The organism is Microvirga sp. 3-52 (assembly GCF_018383585.1).
Taxonomy (GTDB): Bacteria; Pseudomonadota; Alphaproteobacteria; order Rhizobiales; family Beijerinckiaceae; genus Microvirga.
Genome location: NZ_JAHAMK010000032.1, coordinates 16,233 through 28,342 on the forward strand (window position 1 = coordinate 16,233; position 12,110 = coordinate 28,342).

Annotated in this window: 7 protein-coding genes and 4 pseudogenes; 7 read left to right on the forward strand and 4 right to left on the reverse strand. The window is 58.8% G+C overall.

Going from position 1 to position 12,110, the window contains the following annotated elements:
- Window positions 1-90: 90 nt before the first annotated feature.
- The 4 genes from KHP60_RS19820 to KHP60_RS19835 all read left to right on the forward strand — a co-directional run bounded on the left by KHP60_RS19820 (window position 91) and on the right by KHP60_RS19835 (window position 5,834).
- A complete protein-coding gene (locus KHP60_RS19820) occupies window positions 91-1,947 on the forward strand; it encodes an ABC transporter substrate-binding protein (RefSeq protein ID WP_213566035.1) in 1,857 nt (618 codons plus the stop codon).
- 74 nt (window positions 1,948-2,021) lie between these two features.
- Window positions 2,022-3,029, forward strand: a complete 1,008-nt coding sequence (locus KHP60_RS19825) for an ABC transporter permease (protein WP_213566036.1) — start codon at window positions 2,022-2,024, stop codon at window positions 3,027-3,029.
- Window positions 3,026-4,198: an ABC transporter permease gene (locus KHP60_RS19830; RefSeq protein WP_249688954.1), complete on the forward strand. Its 1,173-nt coding sequence runs from the start codon at window positions 3,026-3,028 to the stop codon at window positions 4,196-4,198. The genes KHP60_RS19825 and KHP60_RS19830 overlap by 4 nt, the downstream gene beginning before the upstream one ends.
- 10 nt (window positions 4,199-4,208) lie before the next feature.
- Window positions 4,209-5,834 (forward strand): ABC transporter ATP-binding protein, encoded by a 1,626-nt coding sequence (locus KHP60_RS19835; protein ID WP_249688955.1) that lies wholly within the window; start codon window positions 4,209-4,211, stop codon window positions 5,832-5,834.
- 125 nt (window positions 5,835-5,959) lie between these two features.
- Here the strand turns inward: KHP60_RS19835 and KHP60_RS19840 are convergent.
- Together KHP60_RS19840 and KHP60_RS19845 are read right to left on the reverse strand one after the other, a co-directional pair.
- Window positions 5,960-6,968, reverse strand: a pseudogene (locus tag KHP60_RS19840) (zinc-binding alcohol dehydrogenase family protein).
- A gap of 164 nt (window positions 6,969-7,132) precedes the next feature.
- Window positions 7,133-7,831: pseudogene (locus tag KHP60_RS19845) on the reverse strand (IS6 family transposase).
- Between the two features lie 169 nt (window positions 7,832-8,000).
- Here KHP60_RS19845 and KHP60_RS25900 point away from each other — a divergent pair.
- Window positions 8,001-8,129, forward strand: a pseudogene (locus KHP60_RS25900) (IS256 family transposase); the annotation flags it as partial.
- A 414-nt stretch (window positions 8,130-8,543) separates the two neighbouring features.
- Window positions 8,544-9,482: a patatin-like phospholipase family protein gene (locus KHP60_RS19850; RefSeq protein WP_311925212.1), complete on the forward strand. Its 939-nt coding sequence runs from the start codon at window positions 8,544-8,546 to the stop codon at window positions 9,480-9,482.
- Window positions 9,483-9,830: 348 nt separating this feature from the next.
- Here KHP60_RS19850 and KHP60_RS25905 read toward each other — a convergent pair.
- Window positions 9,831-9,974, reverse strand: a pseudogene (locus KHP60_RS25905) (hypothetical protein); the annotation flags it as partial.
- A gap of 152 nt (window positions 9,975-10,126) precedes the next feature.
- The gene (locus tag KHP60_RS19860; protein ID WP_213566040.1) at window positions 10,127-10,828 is read right to left on the reverse strand and encodes an IS6 family transposase; all 702 of its coding nucleotides are present in this window, start codon (window positions 10,826-10,828) and stop codon (window positions 10,127-10,129) included.
- A gap of 547 nt (window positions 10,829-11,375) precedes the next feature.
- Here KHP60_RS19860 and KHP60_RS19865 point away from each other — a divergent pair.
- Window positions 11,376-12,080 (forward strand): vWA domain-containing protein, encoded by a 705-nt coding sequence (locus KHP60_RS19865; protein ID WP_213566041.1) that lies wholly within the window; start codon window positions 11,376-11,378, stop codon window positions 12,078-12,080.
- The last annotated feature ends 30 nt before the right edge of the window (window positions 12,081-12,110 follow it).

Sequence of the window (12,110 nt, forward strand, 5' to 3'; positions counted from 1 at the left end):
AAGTCGATGCAGCAAGGCACCCGACTTCAAGTGCCGCATGGCAAGCTGATGCGCGTTGAGGCATTGGCCTCTTACAATGAGCCCGACTGGGTGAAGAACCTTGTTGCGGAAGGCAAGCTTCCTCCGGTCAAGGACCGCCTTCCGGAGAAACCGATCATTGTCGACACGTCATCGGTCGAGGGAACAGGCGTGTACGGAGGCGTGCTCCGGCATGTCACCGGCTCCCGGCCTCAGGGCTGGAACTGGATGGCTGGTCTGAGCCTAGGCAGCGGCACGCTCGACGAGCTGCTCACCATGTGCCTAGTCCGCTCCGGGCCCTCCTGGATGCTGACACCCGACAAAGTGGAGCCGCTGCCTCAACTTGCGACATCCTGGAACTGGTCGGCAGACGGCAAGCAGCTCACGATGGAGCTTCTGCGCGGTGCTAAGTGGTCGGACGGCGATCCCTTTGATGCCGATGACATCATGTTCATGTGGGATGACAACATCTCTGATACGAACGTGCCCGCCTGGGTGCGCCCCGGTGCATTCGGACAGGGCACCAAGCTCGAAAAGGTGGATGCCTACACAATCCGCTGGACGTTCCAGGAGCCGTTCCCGGTCCCGGCATTGTTCCAGATGAGCTTCCGCAAAGTGTGCCCGGGACCGTCTCACGTTCTGAAGCCGCTGCACCCCAAGTATAACAAGGACACAACCTACGACGCATACGTCAACAGCCTGAAGCCGGAAAAGATGCCGTGGGTTACCATGGCGCCCTGGACGGTCGTTCGCTACCAGCCGGACCAGATGATGGTTCTGCGCAGGAACCCCTATTTCTTCGAGGTCGACGAGAAGGGCAACCAACTCCCCTACCTCGATGAGGTGCAGTACAAGCTCTCGTCATGGGAGGACCGCATCGTGCAGACTGCGGCGGGTTCCGCCGACTATGCAAACCTCGAAGATGCGCTCACGTTCCTGGAAACATTGCGGCGCGCGCAGGCTCCGGAATTTCCTAATAAGATTAGTTGGGGGCCGCGCTCCCTGAGCTGGCGTGTCGATCTCAACCTCTCTAAGACCTGCGGCGTCCAGAACGAGCGCGACAAGGCGGTCAGAGAACTCAACCGGACATTCGAGTTCCGCCGTGCCGTGACGCATGCCATGGACCGTGAGGCGTTGGGTCAATCGCTCGTTCGCGGGCCGTTCATTGTCCCCTATGCCGGAGGTCTCCATCTGGAGACGGACTTCGGTGAGCCGAGCATGATCGTCTACTACCCCTATGATCCCAAGAGCTCCAAAGCCCTTTTGGCCAAGCTGGGTTTTGAAGATACCGACAAGGACGGGATCGTGAACTGGCCGAAGCAATCGCCGCTTGCAGGCCAGAACCTCGAGCTGAGCCTCGTTTATACCAGCCTGCACCCAATGGCGGTGGCACTTGCCGAGTCCGTTTCCACCATGATGCGCGAGGCGGGAATCCGCACGATCCTCAGGCCTGTCAACCAGCTTGTGACGACTGTGACCGACCGGTGCCAGTGGGATCTTGTGATCGACCGAGGCTATCGCGACTTCCAGGTGCCTGTTGCGAACCTTGAGGCTCTTGCTCCCATCACGACCCAAACGCCCCAGTGGCATCGCGGAACAAGTGAAGCGCCGCAGCAGCTTCTGGATTTCGAGAAGGAGCTTGTTCAAACTCTGGATGCGGTGCGGAGCACTCAGGACAGCAAGGCCCGCAACGAGCTTCTGCGGAAGTACAACCAGATCGCGACCAAGAACATCTACCATGTTGGTCTGGTGTCGGTTCCGGCTGCAATCGTGATCAACAAGCGGTTCAAGAACGTACCGCCGGGCGCGCCGGTTCTTGCCTATCAGTGGGGCGAGGAGAACATCATGCGTGAGCGCCTCTGGGTTGCGCAATCCGAACAGGGAAAGGCGGTTGAGCTGCTTCCACGGGTGGTTCCAGGCATTCAGTAAGGCTGGCTGCCAGCCCGATAGTTGTCACGGAGCGGGTCATTCCCGCTCCGTCCCCCCGACTAGGAGCACCATGGATGGCCGGATTTTTAGCCCATCGTTTCATATCCGCACTCGGGCTGATTTTTCTTGTCAGCCTTGTAGCATTTGTTCTTATTCAAGTGCCAGAGGGCGACTTTGCATCGCATGCCAAGGCTGAAGCCTTAAGTATGGGCGGCATGAGCGAGACGGAAGCCGATCAATACGCACAGCAGATGAGGGAGAGGCTGGGACTGAACCGGCCTATGGCGATCCAATATCTGACCTGGATCGGCAACATTATCATGTACGGCGATTTCGGAACGTCTTTTGTTTACAACAAGCCGGTCAGCGAACTGCTAGGTGAGAGACTCTGGCGCACGCTCGGCATTGCCATCACCTGCCATGCTCTCGCAACGCTGATCGGTGTGGCGCTCGGAGTCTATGCAGCACGACATCAGCATCGCTTCGGCGATACCGCTGCGACGGTGCTCGCGTTTCTAGGCATGACGATTCCGCGTTTCTTCATGGCGCTCGTGATCCTCTATTGGCTCGCCTTTGTCATTCGCTCGCCTTACATCGGCTCACTCAACTCGCCAGAATTCGTATTCGCGCCGTGGTCCTTTGCAAAGCTGTGGGACACGCTGGTTCACATCTGGCCTGTTATTCTGGTCGCTGCCGTTGGCGGCCTTGCCTACAATCTGCGAGTCATGCGCGGCAACCTTCTGGACGTGCTTCGACAGCCCTTCATTGAAGCTGCTCGGGCAAAGGGGCTGTCAGAGGGAAAGGTCGTCCTCAAGCACGCTCTGCCGAACGCCATACACCCGCTCGTGATGTACCAGGGCGTCATCCTGCCTTACATGGTTTCCGGTGAGTTGGAGGTCGCCATCGTTCTGTCCGTTCCCACCATTGGACCCTTGATGTTGGACTCCCTGGCACGGCAGGACATCTTCGTCACCGCCACGATCTTCATGGCTCTTTCCGTGATTCTCATCATCGGGAACTTCATCGCCGACATTGCACTCGCGTTGATCGACCCCCGTATCAGACTTGGAGCGAGCTCATGACGATGACGCAGACTTTTGAGCCGCCAGCGAATGCGGGAGCTCAAGCGGAGGGCAGCGAACTCCTTGCGGGAACAGCCGCTCCGCAGACGCCCCAGACCAAGTCTCAGAGCTATGCCAGCCTCGTCTGGCGCCGATTCCGGCACAGTATCGGCGGACTTGTAGGCGGCTTCCTTGTTACCCTAATCCTGCTGATCGCGGTATTCGCCAATTTCCTTTCTCCGTACGATCCGGGAGAGCGCAGCCGGACGAGCATATATCTCCCGCCGCAAGGGCTCCACTTCTTCGCCGCTGACGGGTTCCATCTTGTTCCGTTCACTCACCCGATCGAAATCGAGCTCGACCCTGCGACCTACCAACCCAAGCCCACGGAAAACACCGCCGTACGGTGCACGCCGGCATTCATGGGTAAGGGCTGGAGCTATTCATTTCTGGGCTTCTCTCTCGAACGGCATCTTTTCGCCGCGCCGGCCAACTGTCCTTTCCACATCCTGGGCACCGACCGCGAAGGCCGGGACATGCTATCGCGTCTGCTCGTTGGAAGCCGCTTGACGTTGATGATGGCTATCATGGTTGTGTTGGCCTCCGTGATCATCGGCACCATCATCGGTATCACCTCCGGCTACCTTGGCGGCAGGGCCGATCACTACATACAACGCGTGGTCGAGTTTTTCCTCGCGCTTCCCGAATTGCCGTTCTTCTTCGCGCTGGTAGCCATCATTCCGAGAAACGTGGATGCACTGACCGTGTTCGTCATGCTCGCGGGAATTCTCGTTTTCCTGCATTGGGCGCAGCTTGCCCGCGAGGTTCGCGGCAAGGCTCTGTCGATCAGCCAGTACGATTATGTGACGGCTGCTATTGCAGTGGGGGCCAGAACGCCGCGGATCATCTTCCGTCACATTCTGCCCAACGTAATGAGCCACGTGATCGTCATCACGACCCTGATGATCCCAAAGATCGTTCTGCTGGAGAGCTTCCTGTCGTTCCTCGGGCTGGGAGTGCAGCCACCCCTCGTGTCATGGGGTCTCTTGCTGAACTCTGCAAAAGACCTTCAGACGCTTGGGTCGTATCCTTGGGCCCTGGTTCCCGTCGCAGCGATCCTGGTAACAGTTCTGAGCTTCAACATGCTCGGTGACGGATTGCGCGACGCAATGGACCCCTATCACACCTGAGGAGATGATCATGAGCACGAAAAACTCGTCACCTCTCCTGCAGGTGCGCGACTTGGCTATACGTTTCCAGCTTGGCGATAGGGTTATCGTTGATGCCGTGAGCGGGGTATCGTTCGATCTCGATCGGGGCGAGACACTGGCGCTTGTGGGCGAGTCGGGGTCGGGGAAGTCCACCACGGCCCGATCCATTATGAAACTTCTGCCGGGCACCGCCAGGCTGGGGCAGGAAAGCTCCATTCATTTTGACGGTACCCGTATTGATCAGCTCACTGAGAAGCAGATGCTCGGTGTACGCGGTAATCGAATCGCCATGATCTTCCAGGAGCCCATGGCATCTCTGAACCCGATCTACAGGATCGGCAATCAGATTACCGAGATGATCATGCTGCACCAGCGCTTGACGAAAAAACAAGCTCGCGCCCATGCTCTGGATCTCTTGAAAGAGGTGATGATTCCGGAGCCTGAGGCGAGGCTGGAGCAATATCCGCACCAGCTTTCCGGCGGCCAACGTCAAAGGGTCATGATCGCCATGGCCATTGCAAACCAGCCGGAACTCCTAATTGCCGATGAGCCGACGAGCGCCCTCGACGTGACGGTTCAGGCCGAGATCCTGAAATTGATCCGGCAGTTGCAGGAAAACTACCGGATGGCCGTCATGCTCATCACGCACGATTTGACCATTGTGCAAAGGGTGAGCGACAGGGTCGCGGTGATGCGGCTTGGCAAGCTTGTCGAGCAGAACACCACCAAGGCGCTCTTCACGTCGCCTCAGCATCCCTATACCCAGAAGCTGCTCGCGTCGGAGCCGTCCGGCGAGCCGGGACAGCTTGATCCCACCGCGCCAACCGTTCTGGACGTGGACAAGCTTCGCGTGACCTATAAGCTCAGCTCGGGCAGCTTTCTCAACCGTAAGCGCAGCACTCTCGTGGCGGTCGATGACGTGGATCTGTCCATCAGACGCGGCGAGACGCTGGGGGTTGTCGGAGAATCGGGGTCGGGCAAGTCGACCCTCGGCAAGGCGATCCTGAGGCTCATAGAAAACGATCGAGGTGCCATCACGTGGAAGGGTGAACGCCTCGATGGGAAGACGAAAGCCACCATGCGGGAATTTCGCACCCGCATGCAGGTCGTGTTTCAGGACCCATTCTCGTCACTCAACCCCCGCCTGTCGGTAAAGCAGGTTATCGAGGAGGGGCTGGTCGTCAATGGTATTGGAAAGAGCAGCCGTGAGCGTGATAATCGTGTGCGCCGCGCGCTGTCGGATGTGGGCCTCGATCCGAACTCTCTGAATCGCTTTCCTCACGAGTTCTCAGGGGGGCAACGCCAACGCATTGCCATCGCGCGAGCTCTTGTTCTGGATCCCGAGTTCATCCTTCTTGACGAGCCAACCTCCGCATTGGATCTGTCTGTCCAGGCCCAGGTCATCGATTTGTTGAAGGACCTTCAGGCACGCTACGGCCTTACATATCTGTTTATCAGCCACGACCTGAAAGTTGTGCGAGCGCTTTGTCATCGAGTCGTAGTGATGAGGAAGGGGCGTGTGGTGGAAACTGGAAACACCGAGCAGGTCATGTCCTCGCCTCAGGAGGATTATACGCGCAAACTTGTCAATGCAGCGCTTGCCGTTGAGGCATAATCTGTGAAACTGCGGCGGGCTGGGCCATTCGAGTAAAGCCCGCCCAGGCAAAGAAATTTAAGATAAAGCGCTCGGCAAAGCCGGATTGCTGCCGAGCGCACACCAATGATTAGTCTTTAATCAGCCTAGAGCTCGACCAGTGCCTTGATGACGCCCGCGTCAGGCTTTGCCCACGCTTGGACAAGATCAGGAGCTTCATCGAGGCTGCCGCGATGGCTGGCAAGCGCCGCAACAGGTACTCTGCCGCTGCGCATTGTATCAAGCACAGCCTCGAAATCGTGCCGCGTGGCATTGCGGCTGCCGAGCAGAGACGTTTCCCGCTTATGGAATTCCGGATCGTTGAACGTGATGTCGGCTCGGACGATCGACAGGAGAACATAGGTGCCCCGTGGCCAACATACGAGAAGCCCTTCATCATCGCCTTGGGACTTCCCGTTGCATCAAGAACGACGTCGAAGAAATCACCCTCCGTAGCGGCCCTGAGACGGTCATCGATATCGGATGAAACCTCGAAGGCGTGATCGACCCCGATCTCGTCTTTGCAGAAGGCGAGCCGTCGGGTGTTCATGTCGAGGACGGACACTTCGGCGCCTCGTGCCTTCGCCAAGATCGCGGCAGCGATCCCAATGGGTCCGGCCCCGACTACAGCGACCCGGCTCGTTGGTCCGGCGCTGGAGCGCTGCACGCCGTGAGCGCCGATCGCCAGGAACTCGACCATGGCCGCTTCGTCCAATTCAGGCCGGCTGCAGGCACGACATTGCGTTCGGGAACTGCAATGTACTCGCATGCTCCGCCATCACGGTGCACTCCCAATACCCGCAAGCGCTGACAGCAATTGGTCTTGCCCCGGCGGCAGGCGCGGCATGTACCACAGCAAAGATAGGGCTCGATGCAGACAATTTCCCCGACCCGTAGGGGGCTGACAGGGGACGCCTCGGCGATCTCGCCTGCAAGCTCATGGCCAATAACGCGCGGGTATTCGAGATATGGCTAATTGCCCTGAAAAGCATGATAATCGGTCCCGCAAATTCCCACGCGCCGGATGCGCACAAGGACCTCACCCGGAACGGCTCTAGGAATATCCCGCTGGATAATGCTCAGCGGCTTTGTTGCATTAACTTGAAAAGCGCACAACGAACCCAGTCGAATGGGTCATTCAGGCCGCAAGACCGAAGAGCTGGTTCACAAGACGGATTTCGCCTGTCACGCCGCGCTGTGCCAAGCCGCAATGGCCGCGGCNNNGCGGCTTTGTTGCATTAACTTGAAAAGCGCACAACGAACCCAGTCGAATGGGTCATTCAGGCCGCAAGACCGAAGAGCTGGTTCACAAGACGGATTTCGCCTGTCACGCCGCGCTGTGCCAAGCCGCAATGGCCGCGGCGGATCATCCGCATCACCTCGAAGCCTTTGATGGTGGCGGAGGCAGTTTTCATCCTCTGGAAGCCGCGGGTCGGCCGGATGACGCGTTTCAGCGCTCCATGATCGGCCTCAATGATGTTGTTCAAATATTTTGATGTCCGGTGCTCAACATTTTTCGACAGCAGGCCTTCCTTCTGCAGGCGCTGAATTGCCTTGGGATACGACGCCAGTTTGTCAGTCGTAATCGAGGATGGCGGATAGTCGCTCACCGTCCTCAGTGCCTTGCGCAGGAAGCGATAGGCAGCCCTGGTGGTGCGGCGGTCTGACAGCATGAAGTCGATCAACTGCCCATGCTTGTCGACCGCACGAAACAGATATTTCCATTTCCCGCCGACCCGCACATAGGTCTCATCAACACGCCATGAGCCGGACCGATGTCCCTGGTATCGGCGAACCCGCTTCTCAATCTCTGGGGCGTAACGCTGCACCCAACGAAAGATCGTGCTCGGGTCGATCTCCACACCGCGTTCCTGCATCATCTCGGCGAGGTCACGATAGCTGATGCCGTACTTGCAGTACTAGCGCACGCACAGCAGGATGATCTCGATGGGAAAACGGCGGCGCTTGAACAGAGACAACAGGGCGGCTCCTCAGATAGCCGCTTTCCTCTAAACTGCCAAGGTTAATGCAANTACTAGCGCACGCACAGCAGGATGATCTCGATGGGAAAACGGCGGCGCTTGAACAGAGACAACAGGGCGGCTCCTCAGATAGCCGCTTTCCTCTAAACTGCCAAGGTTAATGCAATGGTGCCCGCGCGACCTGTCAGCCCGGCATTACGTCTACGTCTGGGCCGACGGCGTCTACCTCCAGGCCCGGATGGAGGATCAGGCCGAATGCATCCTGGTGCTGATCGGCGCCACACCGGAAGGCAAGNCGGTGCCAGCAGATTCGCCATCGGATGGCCTCCTGAACCTTGTCAACCTTGAAGTAGCAGAAGTGCCTGTCCGGCCAAGAGGCCCATGCGCAATCGATGCGTTGCCTCACATTCCATCAGGCCTCGGCCCGTTGTGACACTGCCTTGAGCAGTGCCGTTTGTTCCATGCTCACTGTGCAGTGCAGCCTGTGCCCGAGCCTATGCTGCAATGCAGCAACTGCTGCTCATCTCACACGTTCACAGTGCTCCTGTCGGGCTGTTCATCCGATCGGCGTGCCGCACCACCGATTACCACAACTATAACCCGCTGCACTATGGAGGCAGACCTGACCCTTCTCAATTCCATCACAGAGCCGCTCCCGCGTGCACAGGCAGGCATTCGGCCGCCGGCCCGCTCCTCCCGACTCAAGACAGTGGGAACCAGGCCAAGGCGGATCTCGCTTGCGCTCCAGGGTGGGGGTGCCTTCGGCGCCTTCACGTGGGGCGTTCTCGACCAGTTTCTGGAGGAGGGCGTATCCTTCGATGTCGTGAGCGGCGCCAGTGCGGGCGCCATGAACGCCGTGCTGCTCGCCTCCGGGTTGGCGCAGGGTAGTGCCGCGGAAGCGCGCGCCACGCTGGAGCGGTTCTGGCGCAAGGTTAGCGAAGTAGGGAGTCAGAGCCGCCTTCTCACGTCAAATCCCATTCTGACGCGGATGACGTCGCACCTGTCGCCCTACCAGTTCAATCCCTTCGATTTGAGCCCCTTGCGGGACATCCTCACGACCGAGGTCGACATCGAGGCCGTGTGCCGGCGGGCGCCCGTGCGGCTGCTGCTTGGAGCGACACGGGTCCGGGACGGGGCGCTGCGGCTCTTCCGCAACAAGGAGCTGACCTATGATGTTGTCCTCGCCTCAGCCTGCCTGCCGCAACTGCATCAGGCCGTGTTGATCGATGGCGAGCCGCATTGGGACGGCGGCTACGCGGCCAATCCTCCGCTGATGCCGCTGGTGACCGCCACACGGGCATCGGACTTGGTGGTCGTGCAGATCATTCCCACGAACGATGCTGATTTACCGACAACCTCAGGGGCCATCGATAAGCGGGTGAACCAGATCACCTTCAGCAACTCACTCCAGAGAGATTTGGAGGCCTTGTCGATGATGGCTCAGCTTTGCCGGGAAGGCGACATGCAGGGCTCGGCTCTCGGACGTAAGCTGCAACGCCTTAAGCTGCACCACCTGATTGCTGAGGATCATGTTGATGGCTTGAGTGGGCTCAGCTTCATGAACACGGACTGGGGGCATCTTCAGCATCTGCGGGATCAAGGCCGGTCGGCAGCGGAGGCCTGGCTTAAGCGGCAAGCGGAACATTAGCCACGGCAGATAGTCTCGCTCCAGGCGATAAGGCCCTGCCGGTTCCTTAAGGACGCCGCTCGGGGAACATTGACGCTTGCCCTGGCGTTTCTTCAGTATCTCGCCGGAAAAGGAGAGCCGGATTAATACCCTGCACAACGACATAGCCATCGCCACGTGTATCGATGGGGATGGGTCGAAACGAACCCTGGTTTGCTTTGAACGGCACCAGGGTTTTCTCTTGGATGCGGGATGAGATTAACCAAGAGCAGCTTGGGGCGTGAACGGTTCCTCTCTCACTAGTCAGAAGCGTCCACCTAATCGACCGCCACGATATGCCCCTCGTGTTCCAAGTATAGATAGTTCCTGTTAAACATTGACAGGTCCGCCAGCCGGTCGAAGCCGCGGATCGTCAGGCGCTTGCCCTTCCAAGGTGATCAACCCCTCGGCCTGAAGTTCCTGGAGCATTCGGTTGGTGTGGACCAGGGTCAGCCCCACCGTGTCGGCCAACTTGGTTTGGTGACCGGGAAGTCAAAGCTCCATCCGTCTGAGAGGCCAACGGCTCGGACGCGCATGAACATCTCGCAGATCAGATGGTCGATCCGCGGGCTTGTCACGTTAACCGAAGTCGGACGAGTTAAGGCAAACTTTGCTGCCTGTTTACCTCAAGCGGCAACGCAGGCTGCAGACTTCCACGCCGCCATGGCGTCGAGGCGGTGAAGATGGGTTGCGAGAGCAGAGCGGCGGGACCGGGGTGGAACGAAGAGGTTGCGAACTGCTGAGAAGATACTGACGAACTTCTGCAGGCCTCCGGGAGATCGAAACCCTTGCATTGCTTGCTCTCGCCGTCGCAACGGCAGATGCGAGTTCTCCGCGCGATTGTTGAGCCTTTTGCGTTGCTGATGCTCAACTGCCGGCATGACCTGCCGTCGGGCGGCAGCATACGAGCCGAGCTTGTCGGTGATCATCCGTCGCGGTGGACACCCCTGCTTCTTCAGCAGACGCTTGAGCAAGCGCTTGGCCGCTTTGGTGTTGCGGCGAGCCTGGACGATCTCATCAAGGACATAGCCTTCCTGATCCACCGCCCGCCACAGCCAATGCGTCTCGCCAGCAATGGTGATCACGACTTCGTCGAGGTGCCAGATATCGCGGCGGCTCGGCCTCTTGCGCTGGAGGCGGCGAGCGTATTCAGGTCCGAACTTTAGAGCCCATCGGCGTACAGTCTCATAGGAAACGACGATACCGCGCTCGAGCAGCATCTCCTCAACCAAGCGTAGACTCAGCGGAAGCCGAAAGTAGAGCCAAACGGCATGAGCGATGATCTCGGGCGGGAAACGGTGGCGCTTGTAGCTGATGGGATGGGTCATGCTGCGGCTCATAGCTCATAAGCCGCTGACCAAAAATTACCGTGACATCACCCCTGCCACAGACCCCGAACCTTCGACAACTTGACAGTACTGTCTGGTGCTCCCCGCGTGAGTTGACCTTCGGTGTACTTCCGTCTCGTGCCGCAAGGCTACATTCGCAACATTGGTTGCCCAGCAACTTGCCCCTTTGAGGACGCCTGCGGCTCACCCCGGCACGCTTCTACGGCTGGGCACCTGAAGCATAGCCGGGAACTTCGATCTGGCCGCCCTGTTGTTGGATAGCTCGGCCCATCGAGCTGAGAACAGGGTTGCGCTAAGTGGAGCTGATAGCATGAGTGATATGGAGCATTCCGACAAACCTACTCCGGCAACACCTGGAAACCCACCTTCCACGGAGACGGAAAGTTCGACGGAAGCGGCGCTCGGAACGCCCACGGAACCGGCTGGATCCACGCCTGATGTCTCAACGGAGACAACTCCAATAGAAAGCGCACGGGCTGACGTGGCCCCTCCGCCGAACGTGCAGGAACGTCCAAAGACTAAGGGTGTGGCCGATATCGTCTTCCTCGTCGATATCAGTGGCAGCATGTCCCCGTGCATCGATGCGCTCCGCCGGAACATCGAGGCATTCATCGACTCCCTGAGCAAGGGCGATGCCAACAATGCCGCTCCTGTTCGGGACTGGCGCGGCAAGGTCGTCGGATATCGCGACATTGAGGCTGCGCAAGCCGAAGGCCTGCCCTGGATCATCGACAATCCCTTCGTGCGTGATGCCGGTGCACTCAAAGCGCAGCTTGGCACCTTGCAGGCGAATGGCGGCGGCGACGAGCCGGAGTCTCTTCTCGATGCTCTCTACAAGGTTGCCTCCATGGAGGCAGTACCAAAAGGTTCACAGACCGAAGATCCGGCAAAGTGGCGCTATAGGAGCGATGCGGCACGGGTTGTCATCGTCTTCACCGACGCCTCGTTCAAGGAAACCATGAGCCTTCCCGAGGCGAAGGGCGGGTCGCTCCAGGATGTTGCGAACCTTGTGATGGCCAATCGCATCATCCTCAGCCTCTTTGCCCCCAATTTTGAGGGCTATGATCGCCTGAGCCAAATCGACAAATCGGAATGGGAGGTCGTGGAGTACGAAGGATTGAATCCGCAGGAGGCTCTGCAGAAATTTACATCTGATCCGGTCAATTTCCGCAACACCCTGAAGCAGCTGGCCGCCAGCGTATCCCGTTCGGCAGCGACCGTGGCGCTGTAGACACCCCGCCCCTGTCACAGTGAGCGTAAT